Source organism: Salinicola peritrichatus (assembly GCF_003206715.1).
Classification (GTDB): Bacteria; Pseudomonadota; Gammaproteobacteria; order Pseudomonadales; family Halomonadaceae; genus Salinicola; species Salinicola peritrichatus.
The window spans coordinates 1-22,084 of sequence record NZ_PZJU01000006.1; the positions used below are offsets into that span (position 1 = coordinate 1).

Sequence of the window (22,084 nt, forward strand, 5' to 3'; positions counted from 1 at the left end):
CGACGTCAACAGCCTCGAGCATCACGCCGCCGACAGCTTGCCGCTCAACGCCATCGGTCGTTGCCGGGTGGAGTTGACCGCCAGCGTACCGCTGGACGACTACCGAACCAGCCCGGGCACCGGCAGCTTCGTGGTCATCGATCGGTTGACCAACATCACCGTCGGTGCCGGTCTGATCCGAGGGGCGGCAATGGCAACCGCCGGAATTGAACGTCCTTATACGGAAGCGGAAAAAGCACTCAATGCCTATATCCGGGAATTCTACCCGGAGTGGGAATGCCGAAAGATCGGGTGAGGCTGGCATGGCAAAGATTCCGAAATATCGAATGGTGAGTTCGATACTCGTTCCGATCATCGGCCCGGCCAAGAGCGAGAACCTGATCAATCACATCAAGAATCCCTATTCTCGCTGGGAGGATCGACATCAGTGCATCTTCGTTCATGTACCGAAAGCGGCCGGCAAGGCGATCTCCCGATCGCTACTCGACGCGCCCAATGGAACGGGGCACAACAAGTTGAGGAACTACGAGAGGAATCGAGAGAAGTATAGCGTCTATCGGAAAGTGTCGGTCATCAGGAACCCTTGGGATCGGTTGGTCTCCGCATTTTTCTATTTGCGGAGCCTGGATGCACGGACCAACGGCGGGGCGTTTTTCAAGCGCCACATAGGGCATGACATCGAATTTCAGTCATTCATCCGACGACTGGAGGATCCTTCCTATCGAGAAAAAATTCTCGAGTGGGAACATTTCACGCCGCAAAAACGCTTCCTGATTCGTCGTGATGGTCAACTCGGTGTCGATTTTATTGCACGCTTCGAGTCGCTTTCTTCCGACTTCGAGACGATGAAGGCGCTCGTTAATCCCGGTGCATCGGATCTTTCTAGAATCAACGCCAGTAAGCGAGAATCCTACGAAAGCTACTACGACGAAAAGCTGAAAGCTATTGTTCAGCATGCTTACTCAGAAGATATCGATACATTCGAATACGAATTCTGAACTTAGGCCTGGTGCTGAATGGGTCATCGCGCTTCGGTCATAAAACATGGGCCGATGTTTTCGAAATCAATGAGCTGCGATGCTTGTACGACTCATGGAGAGCGCAATGTTCCAATACGGCAGAACTGTCGTTGCCAAAAGTGGATTGAAGAATTATATCCAACCCGTATATCGTAGTGTCGTTCCGCTGTTGATGAGAGACCGGTTGGCGAGAGAGTGTGTCAACCCTTACAGTGAACTGGAGAATGCCAATCAGGTAATTTTTGTTCATATTCCCAAGAATGCCGGGAATGGAGTGGCCAAGTCGCTATTCGATATGACGCCTAAAGGGCACAACTATTTGTCGCAATATCGTAGTGCCGACCCGCAGAAATACGTTGATTATTTCAGGTTTGCGTTCTCGAGAAATATCTGGAGTCGTTTTTACTCGGCTTACGCTTATTTGAAAAAGGGCGGGTTCGGCGTTTACGACCAGGAGTTTTCCCGAAAGTACCTGGAGCGTTACGCTTCTTTCACCGACTTTGTCCATGCCATGGAAGATGACGTTCTAGCTTCCAAGATCATGAGTTGGACGCATTTCATTCCCCAGTCGCGATTTATCCTCATCGATGGACGCAACGAGCTCGACTTCCTGGGTAGTGTCGAAGACATGTCTGCGAGCATCTCATACATCAGAGAGCGGTTAGGATTGCCCCAACGAGATGTTAGCCGAGTCAATGCCAGTGATAGTCGTGACTATCGATACGAATACGATGCACGAAGTGTCGATATCGTAGGTCGGCTCTACGCGGATGATGCGGAATTGCTGGGCTATACCTTCCATCCTGAATGATAAAACTCACCATGGGTGGACGGAAAACATCCTCGTACCTTTGTCGTCCATTGATTCGATAACTGGGATAAATAAAGCTTGGTTGTTAATATTAGGCGATTTTATATAGCGGCGCTAGTCATCCTGGCGGTGGCGATACCCAAGTCGGGAGTTGCGGTTGGCGGCGTGCCACTCAATGGCATATATCTCCTGTTGTGTTTATCGTTTCCGCTTTTCTTGGTCAAGTTCGTGGTGGGCGGCAAGACAGTCGGTGGAGGGTATGATGTTTATATGCTTCTCCTGTTGCCATTCTGGATGCTTTTCCTTGCCATAACGTTGATGAACGGTGTTGCCAAGCCTCCGGCATACGTGGGCTATGTGATGTCGCTGATCGTGGTGCCGATTTTCTTTTATCTATGGTCAAAGACCCTAGGGCCGGAGCAGCTGCAATATCTGCTTCAGGTGCTGGTGAAATGTATCCGTTTTGCCATTGCTTTCGGATTGTTCCTGTTTATGTACAAAATTGCGACGGGGCAATATGTTTCGGTTCCGATGTTGACGACGACTCTGGGTGCCGACAAAACGCTGGAAGCCAGGATGAATGACAGAGGAGGGATCTTTAAATTCTTCTCGACCTATAACAATGGCAATATCTACGCCGTCTGCATGATCATGTTATTACCGGTGTATAACGTTATCGAGCAGAACCGGAAATGGGTTCTGTTGCTCATGCTGACGATCATGTTGACGCTGTCACGCACGGCATGGGCACTATTGATGGCATATTGTGTATTCGAGTACCTGCTGTTCAACAAGGCAGTCTCGGTCAAGAAACTGATCGTCATCTGTTCGGCACTCTGTGTCGTCGTGCCGGGCATCATCGGGCTGCTGGGGATCATGGGGCGCGATGTCAGTTTCCTGTTCGACAGCAATCTCGGTGGCAGAGCGGCCTATCTGGAGTACTTCTACGATGCTGGGCTGATTTCGTTCACGCCGCTCTACTGGTCCTACGAGATTCCCTATGTCTCGATTGCGGAATTCGTCGGCTTGATCGGCCTGGTTCCGTTTCTGATGTTCTTCTCCAACATCATTCTGGCGCGCAGTCTCTTCGACGTCTCCCGGCCGCTCAGCCGCAGTGCCAGCATCGGCTGCGTGATGTACTGGGTGGCGACATTCTCGGACGCCGCGCTAATCCTCGTCCCGACCTTCATCATCTTCTCTCTGCTGGTAATGCTCTCTTTCAGCGAATGATCTCATGAAAATCATGCATGTCTGCGAAACGGTGACGGGTGGTATCGCCACTTACCTCAACAACATCGTCGCCGAACAGGCGCGGCGTCCCGAAGTGAGCGATGTCTCGGTGGTGCTGCCGGGGGCGCAAGTCGACGAGATCAACTTCGGCGATACCGACGGACTCGACGACAAGATTCATATGCTCGAATTTCCCGGCGAGAGCCGAATCCAGCGCCTGCGTCATCTAGCCATGCGCCTGTCCGGTGCCATCGATGAGGCATCGCCGGACGTCATACACGTCCACAGCACCTTCGCGGGGTTTCTCTGTCGCGCGCTGCCGGTCTCGTATCGTGGCGCCAAGCTGATCTATCAGCCCCACGGGGTGGCCTTCGACCCGCACCGTATCTCGGGAATCAAGAAACGCGGCATTCAATGGGTCGAGCGGATGCTCTATCAGCGTACCGATGGCATCGTCGCGATCTCCGAGTACGAGCAGGCGCTGCTGGAACGGGCCGGGATGGGGGACAAGACGCTGTTGATCAAGAACTGCGTGCGCGATACCCGCGAGACGATCGGTAGTGAGCGCAAGGAAGACTTCTACCTGTTCATTGGCCGTTTCGATCGCCAGAAGGGGTTCGACCGTCTCTACGACTTCTGGGACGAGTCGCGGGAGAAGCTCAAGATCGTTGGTGGCAACGTGGTCGATGCCGACGCGAGCTTCGCGCCGCGGGACAACATGGAATTTCTCGGCTGGCTGGACAATACCACCCTCGACGGCCTGATCGCCCGCGCCAAGGCGCTGATCGTGCCCAGCCGCTGGGAGGGATTCGGATTGGTGGTGCTCGAGGCCTATCGCAATGCCACACCGGTGATCTGCTCCAATCGGGGGGCGTTGCCCGAGCTGGTACGCGAGGGCGATACCGGCTTCGTGTTCGATTTCGACGACTTCGCGGCCTCGCTCGGACAGGCGATCGAGCGTTTCGAGCAGTGCGACCAGGCAGCCATGGGCAGTCGCTGCCGGACGTGCTACGAGCGGGAGTTCTCGCCGGCGAGCATGAACACCGAACTCCTGAAACTCTATCAGCCTAACGGGCGGTGCTATGTCTAATGGTGCGACGTACAGTCGGGTTCTCATCAACATCTCCAATCCCGAGGATTACCGCTTCTTCAAGCGAGTCTTCGCGGCGCCGGGTGCCAGCGCTTGCAAGATCGACTTCGTGGCCAACAACCTCATCATGTATGTCTATCTCAAGCTCAAGGGCGAGACGGTGTTCATGCCGAGGCGCAAGCGGGGGAGAACCTGCCGCGAGGACAACTTCAGTATCAGGACCGGCCGCTTGACCCAGACGCAGGCCGACAGGGTCTACTCCGGCTTTTTCGATTTCATCGAGCGCCATCAGCCGAAACATCGTTGGGACCTTTACATCCTGCCCAGCGGGCGTCTGGCCTCGCAGTCGGCGTTGGCCGACTATGCCCGCGGTAACGGGGCTCGTGGTGGCGGGACGCGAGCCAACGGTATCGATCTGCTCTATACCGGCTACGGCAATATCGGCAACAAGACCTTTGCCGATCCCCAGGGGACGGACATGCAGTCCTATCTCTACCAACATGTCGAGATTCTCGATGACTACCCGGTCGACATCGAAGCCTTCCGGCGCTGGAAGCACGACTACACCCAGGCGCGGATGCAAAAGCACGTGATCGGTCAGGCGCGCAAGCTCGACTTCAAGACCGTGTTCCAGAAATTCGTCCAGGTCCTGGGATGCCGGATCGAGGCGGTGCTGGGCCTTGCCGGCGAGAACGCTTACGGCTTCGATGAGTTGAAGAAGCTGAAGAAGGCCGACGACGTCGCCCTCGACGAAATGGACTGGGAAACGCCTTACCTGTTCTTCCCGTTGCAGGTGAGCACCGATGCCCAGATCATTCTCAATTATTCCAAGGGAAGTGTGATCGACGGTCTCAAGGATGCCATCGCCATCGCCAGGAAGAAGGGACTCAGACTGGTGATCAAGCCGCATCCGGCGGAGATCAACCAGGCCATTCCGGCGATTCTTTCCCAGCTGCGCCGCGAGCATGGCTTCCTGATCGTCAACGAGAACACCTTCCGTCTGCTGGATAGGGCCGAGGAAGTGGTGACCATCAACTCCACCGTAGGGCTGGAAGCCAAGCTGCTGGACAAGTCGGTGACCTTTCTCGGCAACACCTTCTATGCCCATTTCGACGAGCGTCGGCTGGCTGCCTACATCGAGCATTACCTGGTGGATGAAGACTATTTTCGGGATACTCCGTTCAGCGAGGCGAACTTCGCCAAGCTGATGGAAAGAGCCAGATTGTCTACTTTAGAGCGAAGCGAGAGCGAGGTAGCTTGATGAAATCCGTACCGATTGCCGGTCTGACGGTGGCGAACGACGCACCTTTCATGCTGTTCGGCGGCGTCAACGTGCTGGAGGACAGGGACAGTACGCTGAAGGCTTGCGAAGCCTATGTCGAGGTGACGCGCAAGCTCGGGATTCCCTATGTGTTCAAGGCAAGCTTCGACAAGGCCAACCGCTCCTCGATCCACTCTTTCCGCGGTGTCGGTCTCGACGAAGGGATGAAGATCTTCGAGGCGGTGAAGCGCGAGTTCGGCGTGCCGGTGATCACCGACGTGCACGAGGTGGAGCAGGCCGCGCCGGTTGCCGAAGTCGCCGACATCATCCAGCTGCCGGCGTTCCTGGCGCGCCAGACCGACCTGGTGGTGGCGATGGCACGCACCGGCAAGCCGATCAACGTCAAGAAGCCGCAGTTCCTGAGCCCGGGACAGATCAAGAACATCGTCGACAAGTGTGCCGAGGCGGGCAACGAGCAGATCGTGTTGTGCGAACGTGGCAGTTGCTTCGGTTACGACAACCTGGTCGTCGATATGCTCGGCTTCCGCGAGATGATGGATGTCAGCGGCAACGCGCCGGTGATCTTCGACGTTACCCACAGTCTGCAGCGCCGCGATCCCACCAGCGAAGCCTCCGGCGGTCGTCGCCGCCAGGTACTCGAGCTGGCGCGTGCCGGCATGGCGGTCGGTCTGGCCGGACTCTTCCTCGAGGCCCATGCCGATCCCGATCGCGCCCGTTGCGATGGCCCGAGTGCACTGCCGCTGGACAAGCTCGAGCCCTTCCTGACCCAGGTCAAGGCGATCGACGACCTGGTCAAGAGCTTCCCCAAGGTCGAGATCCGCTGATGGCGCGTCCTGACCTGCGCGCGCAAGTCGAACTGGTGCTGTTCGATGTCGACGGCGTGCTGACCGATGGCACGCTGTTGATCGGCCCCGAGGGCGAGGCGCTCAAGCCGTTCAACGTACGTGACGGCGTCGCCGTCGGCCTGCTGCGCCAACATGGCATCAAGAGCGGCGTGCTGTCGGCCAAGTCGAGCCAGCCGCTGATCACCCGGGCGAGCCAGCTTGGCATGGATGTGATCAAGATCGGTTTCAACCGCAAGCTCGAGGCGATCGAGCAGATTGCCGAGGAGTGGGGCATCGCCGCCGAGCGCATTGGCTTCGTCGGCGACGACATCATCGACATCCCGGTAATGCGGCGGGTAGGCGTTTCCTACGCGCCGGCCGACGCCCACCCGCTGGTGCTCGAGACCGCCGACCGCATCACCCGGGCTCCCGGCGGCCGCGGCGTGGCCCGCGAGGTCGCCGAGGATCTGCTGGCGGCGAAAGGCCTCGGCCAGGCCGAGATGTATGCCCATATGCTGGAGGACGAGGACGCCATGCGTCGTCTCGTCCAGTGATCTGAAGTTGCTGTAACCCCAAGTCGCCGGCCCGCTGGCTGCCGGCCTCGACGAACCTCTTCGGCCGAAGGCGTTCGTTCCCTGCGGTTCCTCATCCCGGGGCTGTAACTGCCCTGAACACCTGCCACCGGATTCGGTCCCGACCGTTTCCGGCCCTGGCGGTGTCCGCTCGTCAGCGTTGCACACCGATACCGGCCAAGGCTGCTAACGCCGGCGCAGAGATCGCGCCTCGCGTGTCGGCAGGTCCGCAGACCAATGGAGGGAATCATGAATCTGAAATATCTCGAAACCGCCCGGCAGGTCTTCGTCAAGGAAGCCGAGTCGCTGCTGGACGTCTCCAAGAAGCTCGACAACGATCTGGTCACCGCCGTGGATGCGATTCTCAGCACCCCGGGCCGCGTGATCATCTGCGGCATGGGCAAGTCCGGCATCGTCGGGCGCAAGATCGCCGCCACCATGGCCAGCACCGGCACGCCCAGTTTCTTCATGCACCCGGGCGAGGCCTACCACGGCGACCTGGGCATGGTGACCGAGCATGACGTCTTCCTGGCGATCTCCAATTCCGGCGAGACCGAGGAAGTGGTCAAGCTGATCCCGTTTTTGAAGGATAACGGCAACTACCTGGTGGGCATGACCGGTAATGCCGATTCCACCCTGGCGCGAGCCTCCCATAGCCACCTCGACATCGGCGTGATCGAAGAGGCCTGCCCGTTGCAACTGGCGCCGACCTCGTCGACCACGGCGACGCTGGCGATGGGCGATGCGCTGGCGGTGACACTGATGAAGGCGCGGGACTTCCAGCCGGAGAACTTTGCGCGTTTCCATCCCGGCGGCTCGCTCGGGCGCCGTCTGCTCAGCCGCGTCGAGCATGAGATGCGCAGCGACAATCTGCCGGTGGTGAGTGCCGACGCCGAGGTGCTGGATGTGATCCAGGCGATGTCCCGGGGCCAGTTGGGGATGGCGGTGGTCCAGCACAACGATAGTTGGGGGATCATCACCGACGGTGACCTGCGTCGAGCGGTCGAAAAGTACGGCGAGTACGTGTTCTCCAAGAAGGCCTACGACTTCATGACGCCGCAAGCGACTCGTATCGCGCCGACGGCTCGGGTGGAGGACGCGCTGACGCTGATGGATTCGAAGCAGATCAATGCGTTGCTGGTATTCGAGAAGGACCAGCTGGTCGGCGTATTCAAGAAATGATCCGCAAGCCGGAATTTGACGAACGAGAGATGACGCATGAGTGACAACACCGTTTGGCATGCCCACAGAATCTGCCGCCATCATCGCGAAAACCTCAACGGACAGCGGTCCTGCCTGTTGTGGTTCACCGGTCTGAGTGGTTCCGGCAAGTCGACGATTGCCGGACTGGTCGAAGAGCGGCTGCATGCGCTGGGCAAGCTGACCTATCTGCTCGACGGCGACAACGTGCGCAAGGGGATGAACGGCGATCTCGGTTTCTCCGACGCGGATCGTATCGAGAACATTCGTCGGATCGGGGAGATGTCGAAGTTGTTCGTCGACGCCGGTCTGATCACGCTCTCGGCGTTCATTTCGCCGTTCCGCTCCGAGCGGGCGGCGGTGCGCGAATTGATGAAAGAGGGCGATTTCATCGAGGTGTTCATCGATGCGCCACTGGATACCTGCGAGACCCGCGATCCCAAGGGGCTTTACCAGCGCGCGCGCAACGGTGAGATCAAGAACTTCACCGGTATCGACTCGCCCTACGAAGTTCCCGAATCCGCCGAACTCCATCTCGTCAACGATGGCAGCGCAACGCCTGCCGAGGTAGCCGGGGCGGTGGTGGAGTATCTGCGGGAGCGCAAGTTCATTTAGGTCTGTTGCCCTAGGTTTCGCCGGTTCCTTGATTCGTCAATGCAGGAAAGGATTACCAGGATGGTGACGGGAGAACGAATATGAAAAGTCTGAATCCGGTAAGACGCTTGGCGCCCGTGATCGATGTGATGGCGATTTTGTTGGCTGGCATCCTGGCCAACGAGATCCGCTTCCAGACTTCGACGCTCGACAATGCCAATGCGCTGGTGCTGATCGTGATGGCTCTCGCTGTGGTGCTGATCAATCTTTTCGGTGGCGGCTACAGCAAGTGGCGTTCGACACGCCTGCGTAGCCGTATCTATCGACTGATATGGGTGTGGACGGCAGTATTCGCCGTCATCGCCTCGCTGTTGTATCTGTTCAAGATTTCCGAGAGCGTGTCACGGCAGTGGCTGGTGTTCACCTTCGTGCTGTCGTTCTGCCTGGTCTGTGCTTCTCGGGCGATGCTGATGATGCTGGCGCTCTACCACAACTCGAGCATCAAGAATCGGCGCAAGGTCTTCCTGGTCGGCCCGGAAGAGAACCTGCTGGACGTGGCACGCTCCCTGCGCCAGCACCAGGAGCAGGGGTATGCCATCGCGGGTGTCTGCCGTGCACGGGTCGTGCGGGCGGAAAAGGCACCGCGCAATCTGGCCAAACGGGTAGAGAACTCCGGCGCCGACGAGGTCTGGATCTGCCTGCCGGTCTCCGAGGGTGCGCATGTGAAGGCGATCATGTACAACCTGCGCCACCTGCCGCTGGAAATCCGCTTCATTCCGCATTTCGCGGACATTCCGCTGCTCAATCACCGGGTCAGTCATATCGCCGGCAACCATGCCATCGACCTGAGCGTGAGTCCGATTTCCGGCAGTGCGCTGTGGATCAAGCGGCTGGAGGACATCATCATCGGCGGTTTGATCCTGTTGCTGATTTCGCCGGTCTGTGTGGCCTGCGCCATTGCGGTGAAGCTGTCCTCGCCGGGGCCGGTGTTGTTCAAGCAGTTGCGTACCGGCGTCAATGGTCACGACGTGCAGGTCTACAAGTTCCGTTCGATGAAGGTGCATCAGGAGGAGGACGGCAAGGTTTCCCAGGCGACGCGCCGCGACCCGCGCATCACACGGGTGGGGGCTTTCCTGCGCCGGACCTCGCTGGATGAGCTGCCGCAGTTCATCAACGTGCTGCAGGGGCAGATGTCGATCGTCGGCCCGCGCCCCCATGCACTGGCCCACAACGAGTACTACAAGGATCTGGTGGAGTCCTACATGCAGCGCCACATGGTCAAGCCGGGCATCACCGGCTGGGCCCAGGTCTGCGGCTTCCGTGGCGAAACCGATACCCTGGAAAAAATGCAGCGCCGCGTGGAGCATGATCTCTGGTACATCAACAACTGGTCGCTGATGCTGGACCTGAAGATCATCTTCCTGACGGTATTCAAGGGCTTTACCGGCAATAACGCCTATTGACCGGCCGCCGTTGCCGTATCGTCGATCTTGCCCCGTCATCTCGGGGCGTTTTCCGTTGAAACTATTATCAGGAGCCCTTCGATGTCGATCTCGCGACGCGATTTCTTGCTGGGTTTGGGAAGTTGCACGCTGCTGCTGGCGTTACCGGCCTGGAGCCTGCCGGCAGCGGCAAGAGCCCAACCCCAGGGCGCCGGCAAGGCTGATGCAACACCGGCGGCCGGTGTCAGACTCACCAGCGAGGCGAACGTGATCGTGCTGCGCTGATTCCCGCTTCAATCCCAACATTCCTGCCTTCCCGACTTCCTTCTTGAAAAGCCGTACGTCGCACTGGCGGACGGCTCGCCACGCCGACTACTGGTCGCGAGCGACCTTGAGTCCGAAACGTAGTGCCGCATAGTCGGTATTGCTCTCCTCTCCGCGAGCGACGACGTCGACCGGTGCGAAATGCAGGTCGCGGTTGCTCGACGCCTCCAGTTGTGCCGGCTCCCCGCCCGAGATTTCGTTGATATTGAGATTGACGATGTGGCTGTGCAGCGGAATCAGATTGCGTATCAGCCGAAATGCATGCCCGGGCTTGCGTCCTGACTTGCGTGCGTCGCTGATGGCGATGGCAGTCTTCACTCCCGGTGCCTCGATACGCAGGTCATTGATATCGAAGATCGCCACGCCGGCATAAGCGCGCAGTTGAACCAGCAATGGAATGACGCCGGCTGGCTGCTCGACCAGCGACTCGATCGCGCCTTCCTTCCAGCAGGCGTACTTGGCGCTATTGGTGCCGAGGGCGATGAGGACGTCGTTGTCCTTCGCCGGCTTGGTGTAGGTGAAGCGACAGCCATGGAAGTACTGGGCCTGGGCGTTGCTGTGATCGCGCATGTCGACGACGACGTCGCTGTGGTTGACGTTGCGATAGGTCACATTGGCCCAGGAGTCGACGATCACGCCACCGAAGCCTTCGCCTTCGTAGAGGAAGGCGCCGGTGTCGAGGGTCACGTCCTGCTCGAAATCCGGGTCCTCGAAACCCGCAAGGCGCCGGAACAGCGTCTTGCCGAGCCCAGGGCCGAATTTGGGCTCGGCGAATCTGGCGTGAATCGAGGCCGAGCTGGCGGTCTGCCGGGCGACGAAGTTCTTGATCACGTTGCCACGGGTCGCATAGAAGATCGAAATGCCGAAGTTGGCCGCGTTCTCGGCGTAGATGCCGTCGAACAGACAATAGGTGCAGCCTTCGAGATCGAACGCGGTATCGCTGACCTCCTTGGCGCTGCAGCCGAAGACCTTGACGTTGTGGGCGTTGTTGAAATAGATCGCACCGTTGGTCCAGCGGCAGTGCACGTCCTGAATGAAGCCGTCGCGCAGACGTCGCATCCATTTCAATTCTCCGCCCTTGCCCGGACGCGCCGAGCCCCCCCCAGCCGGAGACGTTGCAGTAGTCCATATGGACATGGGAGATGCTGAAGTCGCGCACGAAATTCAGGCGTACGGCATTGGCGCGCTGGCTGTCTCCAGGACGATAGGTGTAGCGGCCGGCGCCGCCGGAGAGAGCGCTGATCCGGATCTTCTCGCTCAGGTCGTCCGGCGCGTCGGGGTTGAATCCGGCCAATACGGCGTTGTCGGTGCCTGGGTCCTCGTCGGCATCCTTGATCGAATAGCGCCCGTTGAGCTCCAACTCGTGGAAGATCTTGATCCCGCCGCAACGAACATGATGGTTGTCGCTGTAGGTGACGTTGCGAACACAGACCAGCGAGACGGCGCCACGCGCAAAGTCGGTTGCCTCGAAGGTCAGGCCGCTCAGGTGGATATCATGACTGAAAGCGTCGTCGAGGTTGCCGTCGGGACGGCCATCGGCCCAGACATTGACGACACGCTCCTCGCGCAGCAGCAGCAGGCCGTCGTTGAACGCCTCGGCGACGTAGTCGCTGACGATACGGCTATTGGCCTGGGCGCCATCGCCGACGATGCGAGTGCCGGAACGCAGCGCTATCCGTTGATCGCCGACATAGAGCCCGCTGCCGAAGGGTAGGTTGGGTAGATACTTGGTGCGATAGGGGGTTTTGTCGATGGTTTCCTGAAGCCATTTCGACTCGTCCGTGCCGCGACGCTCTTCCCCTTCGCTGGAGTAATCGGCACGAAAGCCGACCTTGAGCAGGTTGATGTCGTAACTGTGCTGGGTATAGGCCGCGCCATCCTCGCTCCAGACCACGAAGACATGGAAATCGTCGCGAGTCGGATGCGCCGCTTTCACCCAGGCCATCCCGCCGGCACGGGATTCGTCGTCGAGACTGGCGCTGCGCTGCAGCTCGATATTCAATTCATAGGGAAGGTCGCGATAGAAACTACGACAGATCAGGCGACAGCCATCCGGCACCTGATCGCCAGGCCAGGATTTCAGGGTGTCGACGGAGTCGAGCACGATCAGTCGCTGATTCAGTGCATGGCTCAACGACTGTGTGCCACTGGCGGAGTCCACGGCGGTTTGATCGAAAAACTGGGTGCCCAGGCGCTGCCGGGATTCGCCGTTGGCGACGTCGATGGCGTAGTGGCCGTTGGGCGCGGCGAACTGGATCTGGCCCTCCGGGCCCGCCTGAAAGGGATTGGCGAGCGGCTTCCCCTGGGCATCCTGGAGATTCCGTGCGGGGCTATCCTCTCCCTGGCGATAGACACTCACCTCCGCATGGGGAATGACCTTGCCGTCGGCGCTCTGGGCGAAGAAGGTTTTGACTTCCATGTCCTGCTGACTCCGTGCGTTTCGACCTTCGTCGATGATGCCCGGGAAGAAGGACAGGGTGCTTAGCGTGTTGTTGGGGTTTTGTCAGGATTGTGGGCGATATGTAATCACCGGATATCCCTTGCGCCAGGCCCTTCAGAGTCCGAAGAGATGCACGATCGGTGGGAGCAGGAAGGCCGTCAGCAAGCCGGAAAGACCCATCGACAGCCCGGAAAAGGCGCCGGCCACGGCACCTATCGAGGCGAAGCAATAAGCGGTGCCGAAGCCATGCGCGGCGAGGCCCATGGTATAGCCCTGGATCGAGGGATCGGTGATCCGTGTCCATCGGAAGATCCACGGGCCGACGATGCAGCCGACGACGCCGGTGAGCAGTACCAGCCCCGCGGTGAGCGAGGGAATGCCACCCAGCTTCTCGGCAATTCCCATAGCGATGGGGGAAGTGACTGATTTGGGCGCCAGAGACAGCACCGTTTGCGGATCGGCGCCAAGCAATAGTGCAATGCCCACCGCGGTGACCACCGCCGTGGCGATGCCGACGAGGCTGCCGATGGCGATCGGCAGCAACATGCGGCGAACGCGTTCGCGATGGTCGTAGAGCGGAATCGCCAGCGCCACGGTCGCTGGTCCCAGCAGAAAATGCAGAAACTGCGCGCCCTCGAAATAGGTGGTGTAATCAGTGCCCGTCAGCAGCAGGAAGCCAATCAACAGCGCGATGGCGACGATCACCGGGTGCAGCAGCTGAGTTCCCCCGGCCCAGCGATTGACCCGCGTGGCAACCAGAAAGGCGATCAGCGTGGCGAACAGATGCAGCAGCGGGCTGGCGGCAAGATAGACCCAGATTTGCTGGAAACCGAAGCCGTTCATGGATCGCTCTCCTGGTGCTTGCCGGTCCGGCGCGCCGTACGCTGCAGCGCCTGACTGGTAACCAGAATCGTGACCGCCGTGGAAACCACCAGCGTGACCGCCAATATCCAGAATTCGCGGCTGATCAAGCCAAAATGCTGAATCAGCCCAACCCCGGCGGGAACGAACAGCAGGGTCAGGTATTTGAGCAAGCCTTCGCCCATCATACGCAAACTGCCCGGGACTCCACCTCGGACCATCAGTCCTATCAACAGGATCAGCATGCCCAGCACCGGGCCGGGGATCGGTAGTGCCAGGGCGCGGCTGATGACCTCTCCCAGAAACTGGCAGCCAAGCAGAATGCTCATGCCCACAATCAGCGACATGACGGGCCTCTTGAGACTTTAGTCTAAGGAATGGATTGTACGCGCCCTAACGGACAGGCGCGAGTGTCGTGGCAGGGCAGCGGAGAAGTCCAGCGCCATTGCCCGAACGTTTCCAAGGCAGGGGAAAAGGCGTAAAGAAGCAGCAAAGAAAAAGCCGCTCGGTCATGATGACTAAGCGGCTTCTTCGTCGATCTTGGTCGGAGCGACAGGATTCGAACCTGCGACCTCTGCAACCCCATTGCGTTTTATACGTATTTCAGGAGAAACGGGGAGAAACAAGAGTAACGATATTATCTGATTCAAATCAGTAATATAAAACAAATTTGTGGTTTCTCGTTGTTGCTTTCCTGCCCTTGTTATATCCTCATTCTGCTACCTATTTGCTACCTAGAGCGGCGTGAATATGGCGCGGACGTTGAAGCTGACAGCAAAGGCGATGGATCAGTTGGCGAAGTCGCAACCGGATGAAGACGTGTTTGATAGCGAGTTGCCCGGCTTCCACGTCCGCGCCGGTAAACGCGGATTGACCTTTCGGCTCTACTACCGGACCAAGGTTGGGAAACAGAGAATTCTCACACTTGGGCGATATGGCACGCTGACGGCCGCGCAGGCACGAGAGGACGCCAAGGAAGCATTGGCGATCGTCGCCCAAGGCGGCGACCCGCGAGGAATCCTTGAGGAAGCCAAGATCGAAAGCGCCCGCCAGCAGCAACAGACGCTTCGCGCTTACCTCGAAGGCCCTTATACCGCCTTCCAGAATCGCCGTAAGGATGGCCAAGGTACCTTGAGCCGGATCAGCCGGGACTTCTCCGATTGGCTTGACCGCCCGATGGGGAACCTGACCCGCGCCGATGTCGAGCGCTGGCAGGCCGATCAGGAAGTGAAGGAGAAGCCTCGCGCCTTCTCCACGCTGAAACGGAGCTACGACGCGCTGGCGGCCCTGCTGGCCCACGCGGCAGAGCGCAAGGTGATTCCCGTACACCCGCTGAAAGGGGTGAAGCTACAGAAGCCAGCCTTCACCGAGGAGGAACTGGCGGAGCTTGGCAGCGAACGTCGCTACCTTGAACCCCACGAAGTCGAAGCCCTGTTTGTCGGGATCGAGGCCTATCAGGATGAGAAGCGCCAGCAGCGCCGGCGCAGCCGCCAGCACGGGAAAGCCTACCTGCCCGACCTTGATCACGTGCCATACGTCGATCACGTCGTGCCGTGGATCCTGACGATGTTCTACACCGGCTTCCGCCCGGGCGACCTGTTTGGGCTGCGCTGGGAGCACATCAATCTGACCTTCGCCACGATTAGGAAAACGATCGAGAAGACTGCCCACAAGCGCCCCGAGCCACAGACTTTCCCGCTATCAGGTTCGGCTGTGGAAGTGCTCAAGACATGGCACAGGCAACAGGGGCAGCCGTCGGTGGGTCTCGTCTTCCCGAGCCCACGCACCGGCAAGCGCCTGGACCGGACGGCGATGCAAAAGCCGTGGGCGGCAGTGCGTAAGCTGGCGGAGCTTCCCGAGGATCTGCAGCTCTACACCTTGCGGCACAACTTCGCGAGCCAATTGGTCATGGCTGGCACCGATATTCTGACCGTCTCGAAGCTGATGGCCCACAGCAGCATCGAGACAACAATACAGTTCTATGCTCACTTGGCGCCGGAACACAAACGCGAAGCGGTCGAAGTGTTCGCGCGGCTGGCGGAAGGCAGAGAAGAAACCGCCGAACTGGCGGGAGAAGATGGCCCCGAGGTGATGAAGCACCCCAGGGCCGCACATAACGGCAACTGACAAAGGAGATGCCGAAATGCACAGCAAGTCTACCACTCACACCGTCACGCTGGCCCGAACAGGGACACAGCAAGAAGTCACCGCCGAGACCTGGCGGGATGCCTTGCGCGTCGTCGGGCAGCCTGATGCCTGCGTCGTCGAGCACACCGGCGAACGCTCCTGCCGTATCAGCTTTGATCCGGAAGATCCGCAAATCCTCGAAGTTCGCACGCGGGATGGCGAGCTATCAGAAGTCGTGCGCTGGGGGCTGGATAACGTGGTTCACCATCTGGACATGGCGATTTCCCTGCAGGAGGTGCGGGCATGAATGTGATCAAAGAAAGTGTCGAAATGCCGGACAAGGCTAGCACCACAGATATTCTGATGGGCTACCGGGCTGCAATGAGTGGAGCAGCGGATGAAATAGACAAGGCGATGCTGGGGCAGAGGGCCATTATCAAATTGCTTCAGGATACGAACATCGACCTCAACGGTTTTCATAAAGAAGGGCTTTTGGCTGCACTTGATATTCTCGCTGATAGTGTGGCGTGTCGAGGTTGGCGCTTGATGGAATGTCTCGACGAACATGCCGAGCAGCTTGGCTGCGCACGTTATGACGATCGGGACTGACGCCGTTCATCGGCCGGCGCGTGCTTGAAGGCGCGTCGGCACTTTCATTCATTGGGGAGCGCTGATGAACCATCATATGCCTCGAGGATCAGGCGTACTGCCACTAAATTCTGAGCGGCAGGATAGACTGGTACGGCTATTCAGCAAATGGGAGCGCAATAAGCCAGATGATCCCGAGAAGTTGGCAGAAGATATTGACCATACCTGCGCCTGGATCGAGTTTGAGGAACAGGAGTTCGGCACCGATCTGACCGCCGGCGAATACCGGGCGGCAGTGGCACACTATCGGGACTGTCTCGATCGCGCGCGAGAGGCACTGAGAGAACTCCCACCACCAGCCGCACAAATAATGGCTCAAAACGCCGCATTCTACATCGACCCGTTGGGAGAGGTTGGGAGTATCATTCCGCTTCAAACGGCCTTGACGGGCCATGATGCACTGCTTCGAATGTTATCCAGCCTAGCCAATGACTACCTGGAGAATCACGCACCAGAGCCTCGAAAGCGCCCTCGATACGACCTGAAGAAGATCAGAGCCATTGCCAACGTATGTGAAGATCACGGCATCACGGTGGGGCAGTCTGACCGCGGGCATTTCCCGGAAATAGTTGCAGCAGCAATTCCCACGGCTGCTGTGGATGGGCATCGCGATAAAATCCGGCAAGCGTTCGGCTTGGGGAAATACGCCCACGATAATGAGTAAAATCCCCCCGCGAGATAATTTGGGGCGGCAGCCAACATTGAAGGCGTCATCAAGCAGACATAAGGACGCCTTCGATGTACGTAGATATTGGTTACCAACCGCAAGTATTGGCGAGCGCTCTCGCTCGTTACCGCGACGGATTCGACCCGACTCTGATTGAGCTGCCCGAATCCGCTGTTTTCCCCCACCTCATCCCGGTGCAGCCGGCTACGGCTCGCAAGGCCCGCACTACTGGCCGCTTGCTGGGTAAGCCTGCCCCTCGCTTCGTCAAGCACGGCCGAACCGTACGCTACCGCCTCAAGGATGTATTCGACTGGCTGGCTGAAGGTGACGCCTACACCAGCACTGCCGAAGCCGCAATGTCTCAGGAGATGGCGTCATGAGCCTCGAAAGAAAAATCATGATCAACGATTACACCGACGAGCTCGAAAAGCTTTCATTGGCATCCGAAGACCTGCTACAGGCCGCCGCGCTGTTTAGAGCTGTCGAGGCCATGATCGAGAAAGACCCGTTCGATCCAGCAGCCAAGCGGATCGCAAAGGCCGGGCGCCAGATGGCGGAGCGTCGATCGGAATACTTCGAAGACGAGGCTGGCGCGCTGGAGGCCACAATCTCGCAGCTTGAAGCGGAAGAGGAGGCAGAATCATGCGAGTAGAAACGAAAAAACCCGGCCTCTCCCCAGGCCGGGCTCATTCGAATACTGTTGCTGAACTTGATCCTACCACCCAGACGGGACGAGTGCTAGAGGCGCTGAGGCGCCATCCGATGAGCGCCGCTGAATTGCAGTGGGATTTACGAATCGCCCACGCGCCAGCAGCGATCAGAGACCTGCGCAATCGGGGCTTCACCATCGTTACGGAATGGCACCCGCAACCTGCAAAGCCCAAGGCCAAGATCAAGCGCTATCGTCTGGTCGAGACCGAGTAGCTGGCGCGAGGGTGTCGTGAAACACGACGCCCTCGCCTCCTAGGAGGATGGCATGGCGAAGAAGAAGCGCGATCGGGTAGCTGCGCCCGGCGGCTTCCTCGCACTGCCCAAGCTACTGATGGAGCAGCGGGACTTCCGCGAGTTGTCACCGTCTGCCCTGAAAGTGCTGATAGTGCTGGGAAGCCAGTACAACGGCCGCAACAACGGCAATCTGGCCGCCACTCATTCGATGATGGATGTGTGGGGCGGCATGGCCAAGGCAACGCTGGCCAAGTCGCTGAGGGAGCTGCAAGACCGCAACCTGATCAGCAAGACTCGAGAGAATCGGCGTGGCCGAGAAGGTGCCCGCTGTGCGCTGTTCGCGCTCACGTGGCACACCATCGACGATTGTCCGGGTAAGGATCTGGACGTGGTGCCGAGCATCATCCCACAGCGAAGGTTGTCCCAGGCCTGAACAGATTGTTCACCTCTTTCGACCCGCCCTTGAGGCGGGTCGATTTTCACCGCGTTCAAAATTTGCCACCCACGGTGGCAAAAAATGAACCCTTATCCAGTTGAGGATGCTGCCACCTTTAAATAAGGGTTCAAAAAATGAACCCTTATCCGGGATTTTCGATTTTTACCGCGTTCAATAATTGGACACCCTTCTAGAGTTACCACCCTGTGGGGGTTTGAAGGTGATTACGAGTCACTTTTAAAACACCTATGCAACGATATATCATTGCGTCTATGGTGGATATTCGTACAGTGCCACCAGCCCAACCCGACACCGCCACAAGGTGAATCATCATGAAATTGAGTGCCCTACGTGAGCAGCGTTCCGCCAAGGTCGCCGCCATGAAAAACCTGGTCGAAACCGCCTCCAACGAAGGGCGCGACCTGACCGCTGACGAAACCCAGAACTTCGACGCCCTCAAGGCCGAGGAGCGCAACCTGGTCGGCCAAATCGAGCGAGCCGAGTATGTGGCCGATGCCGAGCGCCGCAGTGTCGCCACGCCCGTGAACAACGAAGCTGGCGGCGATCTGGACAAGCTGGCGCGTCAGGTCAGCGTGGTGAAGGTGATGCGCGCCCAGATGGAAGGACGATCACTTGACGGCGCCGAACGCGAGTACAGCCAGGAAGCCGAACGCCGATCGGGTCGCAAAGCTCAAGGCGCGTTCATTCCAATGCAGGCGCTCGAGACCCGTGCCAACGAGACCAGCACCGCCAGCCAGATTGTGCCGGTGCAGCATCGCCCCCAGGACTACATCGGCGCGCTGCGTAATCGCCTGCTGGCTCGCAGTCTGGGCGTTCGCGTGCTGTCCGGCCTTTCCGGTGATGTCGCTATTCCCAAGTACGGCACCGGGCTGGCTACCGGCTGGGTGACGGAAGGCCAAGCGGTGCCCGAAGGCCAAATGTCGTTTGGTGACGTGAAGCTGACGCCCAAGCACGTGGGCGGCAAGACGGAGATGTCCCGTCAGCTCATCCAGCAGTCGAGCCCGGACATCGAGGAGCTGGTGCGCAGTGACTTGACCGCACTGATCGCCGAGCAAATCGACCGCGCCATCCTCGCCGGTACCGGGACCGATGGCGAGCCGACCGGCATCCTCAATGCCGCTGGCATCCAGACCGCCAACCTGCCGAGCGACTGGGCAGGCGTACTGGGTCTGTCCGAGTTGCTGGAACTGGCCAACCTCGAGGCGATCAACTGGCTGGCGGCGCCGGGGATCAAGACCACTTACGCCAGCACCGAGAAGGTGCCGGGCAGCGGCTCCGGCTTCCTGCTGCAAGGTGGCCGGATGGACGACAAGCCGTTCAACGTCACCAACCAGATGCCGACCGATACCCTGCTGCTGGGCGACTTCAGCCAGGTGATGCTGGGGATCTGGTCGGAGCTCGACATTCTGGTCAACCCGTATGCCGAGCCGGCCTACAGCCGTGGCGGTGTTCAGGTGCGCGCGATGGCGACCGCCGATGTGGCGATTCGCCACCCGCAAGGCTTCGTTGTCGCCAAGCCGGAAGCCTGATCATGGAAGTGCGCGCCAGCAACGAGATGAAGCCCCAGGGGCGCAAGCTGACCGGCTATGTGTCCCGCTTCAACGAGCCTGCCGATCTGGGCGAGTTCGTCGAGGTCGTTCGGCCTGGCGCGTTCACTCGCACGCTGGGCGACCCGAGAGCCCGCAACATCCGCGCCATCTACGAGCATGACGGCCGCGCCCTGCTGGGGAGAGTAGGTGCCGGCAGTCTGAGGCTGGCGGAAGATGCCGCTGGGCTCGCCTTCGAGATCGACCTACCCGATACCACGCTGGGCCGGGACCTAGCGGCACTGGTCACGCGCGGCGACGTGGCCGGCTGTTCGTTCGGCTTCCTGCCGGTGCGGGATCGCTGGATCGAGGAGAACGGGCGCCCGGTGCGTGAGCTGCTGGACGTTGACCTGTTCGAGGTGACGGTAACGGCGGCACCCGCCTATGACGCCTCGAGCGTTCAGGTTCGCCATACCCAACACCGTGCCATTCGCTTGGCCCGGCTCTACCTGGAGGCCTGCCAGTGAAGCTTTTCCGACGCCGCACCGAGAAGCGGGCCGACGCCTACGACCGTTACTGGGACAAGGTGGCGGCCGTTCAGGACGTAGCCGGCGTGAACGTGACGCCATCCAGCGCCGAGGGTATTTCCGCCGTCTATGCCGCCGTGGCAGCCATTTCCGAGAGCGTGGCGAGCCTGCCTCTCGACATCTACCGGCGCACGGAGGATGGCCGGGAGAAAGCCCGCTCCCATCCGCTGTACAAGGTGCTGCACACCGAGCCCAACTCGAAGCAAACCGCGCTCGAGTTCCGCGAGATGATGCAGCGCCACGTGCTGCTGAGGGGCAATGCCTATGCCGAGATCCAGTGGAATCGTGCCGGGCGCGTCGAGGCGCTGCTACCGCTGCACCCTGATCGCGTGAGCGTGCTGCTGACCGACGATGATTCACTGATCTACGAGGTGAGCGATCGACGCGGCAACATCCGCCGGCTGCTGGCCGAGGAGGTGCTGCACCTTCGCTACCACACCGATGACGGGATCATGGGAAGAAGCCCCATTCAGGTCGCGCGCGACACCGTGGGGCTAGCACTGGCCGAGCGCACGCACGGGGAACGGATGTTCGCCCAGGGCACCAAGCTATCCGGAGTGATCCAGACGCAAGCTGGCACCACCAAGCAGCAGGCCGGCGACATTCGGGAGAGCTGGGCGGCTGGCTATGGCGGCGTGGGTAGCCATGGCAAGACCGCCGTCCTTCCTGCTGGCGCCGAGTTCAAGACCGTCAGCATGACGCTGGAGGATGCCGAGTGGATCGAGGCCCGCCGGATGAGTGTCGAGGAGGTGGCGCGCCTGTTCCGCGTGCCGCCTGTCCTGATCGGGGATCTGCGAGAGGCCAACTACTCCAACGCCGTGGAGCTGGGCCGGTACTTCGTGACGCACACGCTGCGCCGGCACCTGGTGATGTGGGAGCAGGCGGCGGGCCGATCGTTGATCAACGACCCGGCCACCTTCTACGCCGAGCACAACGTGGAAGGGCTGCTGCGCGGCGATAGCCTCAAGCGCGCCCAGTTCTACCAGCGCTCGATCGAGGACGGCTGGATGATGCGTTCAGAGGTTCGTCGCCTGGAGAACCTGCCTACCGTGGAGGGTATCGACGATGCGCCCCGTCAAGAAGCAGCGCCGCGTACCGCTGAGTAGCGCGGCATGGCGCAAGCTGCGTGCCCAAGTGCTCGCAGAGGAGCCGCTGTGTCGACAGTGCGTGGCGCTGGGCATCGTCACCCCGGCTACTGATGTCGACCACATCGACAACGCCGAGGGCGACTACACGGACGACAACAGCCGCGAGAACCTGCAGCCACTGTGCCACGAGTGCCACTCACGCAAGACGATGGCAGAGACCCAAGGCCGCGGCGCGACCGTCATCGGATGCGACACGAGTGGAATGCCGCTCGACCCGGACCACCCGTGGCGAAAAATCACCAGCAACTGACCCGGCCCACACCGCCGCCAAAGGTCGCTTTTATCGGTAA

The 22,084-nt window shown here is 59.6% G+C and carries 29 protein-coding genes; 26 read left to right on the plus strand and 3 right to left on the minus strand.

The window, feature by feature from the left end; all coding sequences use genetic code 11:
• The 12 genes from DOM57_RS01875 to DOM57_RS01930 all read left to right on the plus strand — a co-directional run.
• A partial coding sequence (locus DOM57_RS01875) for an elongation factor 1-alpha C-terminal domain-related protein (protein ID WP_420820209.1) occupies positions 1-295 on the plus strand: 295 nt, incomplete at its 5' end.
• Between the two features lie 7 nt (positions 296-302).
• A complete protein-coding gene (locus DOM57_RS01880) occupies positions 303-998 on the plus strand; it encodes a sulfotransferase family 2 domain-containing protein (RefSeq protein WP_162619414.1) in 696 nt (231 codons plus the stop codon).
• Between the two features lie 106 nt (positions 999-1,104).
• Positions 1,105-1,830 (plus strand): sulfotransferase family 2 domain-containing protein, encoded by a 726-nt coding sequence (locus DOM57_RS01885; protein WP_162619415.1) that lies wholly within the window; start codon positions 1,105-1,107, stop codon positions 1,828-1,830.
• A gap of 78 nt (positions 1,831-1,908) precedes the next feature.
• Positions 1,909-3,060 (plus strand): hypothetical protein, encoded by a 1,152-nt coding sequence (locus DOM57_RS01890; RefSeq protein WP_162619416.1) that lies wholly within the window; start codon positions 1,909-1,911, stop codon positions 3,058-3,060.
• A 4-nt stretch (positions 3,061-3,064) separates the two neighbouring features.
• Positions 3,065-4,150 carry a glycosyltransferase family 4 protein gene (locus DOM57_RS01895; protein ID WP_110647530.1) on the plus strand — a complete coding sequence of 362 codons (1,086 nt, stop codon included), beginning with the start codon at positions 3,065-3,067 and terminating at the stop codon, positions 4,148-4,150.
• The gene (locus tag DOM57_RS01900) at positions 4,143-5,411 is read left to right on the plus strand and encodes a capsular polysaccharide export protein, LipB/KpsS family (RefSeq protein WP_110647531.1); all 1,269 of its coding nucleotides are present in this window, start codon (positions 4,143-4,145) and stop codon (positions 5,409-5,411) included. The genes DOM57_RS01895 and DOM57_RS01900 overlap by 8 nt, the downstream gene beginning before the upstream one ends.
• On the plus strand, positions 5,411-6,256 hold the full coding sequence (kdsA, locus tag DOM57_RS01905) for a 3-deoxy-8-phosphooctulonate synthase (protein WP_110647532.1): 846 nt from the start codon (positions 5,411-5,413) through the stop codon (positions 6,254-6,256). Before DOM57_RS01900 ends, kdsA begins: the two co-directional genes overlap by 1 nt.
• Positions 6,256-6,810 (plus strand): KdsC family phosphatase, encoded by a 555-nt coding sequence (locus tag DOM57_RS01910; protein ID WP_110647533.1) that lies wholly within the window; start codon positions 6,256-6,258, stop codon positions 6,808-6,810. The genes kdsA and DOM57_RS01910 overlap by 1 nt, the downstream gene beginning before the upstream one ends.
• A gap of 267 nt (positions 6,811-7,077) precedes the next feature.
• Complete coding sequence (locus tag DOM57_RS01915) at positions 7,078-8,010, plus strand: KpsF/GutQ family sugar-phosphate isomerase (RefSeq protein WP_110647534.1); 933 nt, start codon at positions 7,078-7,080, stop codon at positions 8,008-8,010.
• Between the two features lie 36 nt (positions 8,011-8,046).
• Positions 8,047-8,643 carry an adenylyl-sulfate kinase gene (gene cysC / locus DOM57_RS01920; protein ID WP_110647535.1) on the plus strand — a complete coding sequence of 199 codons (597 nt, stop codon included), beginning with the start codon at positions 8,047-8,049 and terminating at the stop codon, positions 8,641-8,643.
• A gap of 80 nt (positions 8,644-8,723) precedes the next feature.
• The gene (locus DOM57_RS01925) at positions 8,724-10,085 is read left to right on the plus strand and encodes an undecaprenyl-phosphate glucose phosphotransferase (RefSeq protein ID WP_110647536.1); all 1,362 of its coding nucleotides are present in this window, start codon (positions 8,724-8,726) and stop codon (positions 10,083-10,085) included.
• A gap of 81 nt (positions 10,086-10,166) precedes the next feature.
• On the plus strand, positions 10,167-10,349 hold the full coding sequence (locus tag DOM57_RS01930; RefSeq protein WP_110647537.1) for a hypothetical protein: 183 nt from the start codon (positions 10,167-10,169) through the stop codon (positions 10,347-10,349).
• 87 nt (positions 10,350-10,436) lie between these two features.
• On the opposite strand, the gene DOM57_RS01935 is transcribed toward DOM57_RS01930, so the two are convergent.
• Entirely contained in the window at positions 10,437-11,447 is a 1,011-nt protein-coding gene (locus tag DOM57_RS01935) for a right-handed parallel beta-helix repeat-containing protein (protein ID WP_110647538.1), read from the minus strand.
• 70 nt (positions 11,448-11,517) lie between these two features.
• Here DOM57_RS01935 and DOM57_RS01940 point away from each other — a divergent pair, with 70 nt between their 5' ends.
• On the plus strand, positions 11,518-12,102 hold the full coding sequence (locus DOM57_RS01940; protein ID WP_110647539.1) for a hypothetical protein: 585 nt from the start codon (positions 11,518-11,520) through the stop codon (positions 12,100-12,102).
• A gap of 186 nt (positions 12,103-12,288) precedes the next feature.
• Positions 12,289-12,873 carry a hypothetical protein gene (locus DOM57_RS01945; RefSeq protein WP_162619417.1) on the plus strand — a complete coding sequence of 195 codons (585 nt, stop codon included), beginning with the start codon at positions 12,289-12,291 and terminating at the stop codon, positions 12,871-12,873.
• 69 nt (positions 12,874-12,942) lie between these two features.
• Here DOM57_RS01945 and DOM57_RS01950 read toward each other — a convergent pair whose 3' ends face one another.
• Positions 12,943-13,671 carry an LrgB family protein gene (locus tag DOM57_RS01950; protein WP_110647541.1) on the minus strand — a complete coding sequence of 243 codons (729 nt, stop codon included), beginning with the start codon at positions 13,669-13,671 and terminating at the stop codon, positions 12,943-12,945.
• Positions 13,668-14,036 carry a CidA/LrgA family protein gene (locus tag DOM57_RS01955; protein WP_110647542.1) on the minus strand — a complete coding sequence of 123 codons (369 nt, stop codon included), beginning with the start codon at positions 14,034-14,036 and terminating at the stop codon, positions 13,668-13,670. The genes DOM57_RS01950 and DOM57_RS01955 overlap by 4 nt, the downstream gene beginning before the upstream one ends.
• Before the next feature lie 415 nt (positions 14,037-14,451).
• Here DOM57_RS01955 and DOM57_RS01960 point away from each other — a divergent pair, with 415 nt between their 5' ends.
• The 12 genes from DOM57_RS01960 (at position 14,452) to DOM57_RS02015 (ending at position 22,044) form a co-directional block, all read left to right on the plus strand.
• A complete protein-coding gene (locus tag DOM57_RS01960) occupies positions 14,452-15,816 on the plus strand; it encodes a site-specific integrase (protein WP_239496087.1) in 1,365 nt (454 codons plus the stop codon).
• A gap of 16 nt (positions 15,817-15,832) precedes the next feature.
• Positions 15,833-16,123: a hypothetical protein gene (locus DOM57_RS01965; RefSeq protein ID WP_110647544.1), complete on the plus strand. Its 291-nt coding sequence runs from the start codon at positions 15,833-15,835 to the stop codon at positions 16,121-16,123.
• Entirely contained in the window at positions 16,120-16,425 is a 306-nt protein-coding gene (locus DOM57_RS01970; protein ID WP_110647545.1) for a hypothetical protein, read from the plus strand. Before DOM57_RS01965 ends, DOM57_RS01970 begins: the two co-directional genes overlap by 4 nt.
• 64 nt (positions 16,426-16,489) lie before the next feature.
• Positions 16,490-17,128 carry a hypothetical protein gene (locus DOM57_RS01975; protein WP_110647546.1) on the plus strand — a complete coding sequence of 213 codons (639 nt, stop codon included), beginning with the start codon at positions 16,490-16,492 and terminating at the stop codon, positions 17,126-17,128.
• 74 nt (positions 17,129-17,202) lie between these two features.
• Entirely contained in the window at positions 17,203-17,511 is a 309-nt protein-coding gene (locus DOM57_RS01980; RefSeq protein WP_110647547.1) for a hypothetical protein, read from the plus strand.
• Entirely contained in the window at positions 17,508-17,783 is a 276-nt protein-coding gene (locus DOM57_RS01985) for a hypothetical protein (RefSeq protein ID WP_110647548.1), read from the plus strand. The genes DOM57_RS01980 and DOM57_RS01985 overlap by 4 nt, the downstream gene beginning before the upstream one ends.
• Complete coding sequence (locus tag DOM57_RS01990; RefSeq protein ID WP_110647549.1) at positions 17,774-18,055, plus strand: helix-turn-helix domain-containing protein; 282 nt, start codon at positions 17,774-17,776, stop codon at positions 18,053-18,055. Before DOM57_RS01985 ends, DOM57_RS01990 begins: the two co-directional genes overlap by 10 nt.
• A 52-nt stretch (positions 18,056-18,107) precedes the next feature.
• On the plus strand, positions 18,108-18,509 hold the full coding sequence (locus DOM57_RS01995) for a MarR family transcriptional regulator (protein ID WP_110647550.1): 402 nt from the start codon (positions 18,108-18,110) through the stop codon (positions 18,507-18,509).
• Between the two features lie 335 nt (positions 18,510-18,844).
• Positions 18,845-20,062 (plus strand): phage major capsid protein, encoded by a 1,218-nt coding sequence (locus DOM57_RS02000; protein ID WP_110647551.1) that lies wholly within the window; start codon positions 18,845-18,847, stop codon positions 20,060-20,062.
• 2 nt (positions 20,063-20,064) lie between these two features.
• Positions 20,065-20,586 carry an HK97 family phage prohead protease gene (locus DOM57_RS02005; protein WP_110647552.1) on the plus strand — a complete coding sequence of 174 codons (522 nt, stop codon included), beginning with the start codon at positions 20,065-20,067 and terminating at the stop codon, positions 20,584-20,586.
• Positions 20,583-21,752, plus strand: a complete 1,170-nt coding sequence (locus tag DOM57_RS02010) for a phage portal protein (protein WP_204352838.1) — start codon at positions 20,583-20,585, stop codon at positions 21,750-21,752. The genes DOM57_RS02005 and DOM57_RS02010 overlap by 4 nt, the downstream gene beginning before the upstream one ends.
• Complete coding sequence (locus DOM57_RS02015; RefSeq protein WP_110647554.1) at positions 21,712-22,044, plus strand: HNH endonuclease; 333 nt, start codon at positions 21,712-21,714, stop codon at positions 22,042-22,044. Before DOM57_RS02010 ends, DOM57_RS02015 begins: the two co-directional genes overlap by 41 nt.
• Positions 22,045-22,084: the final 40 nt, after the last annotated feature.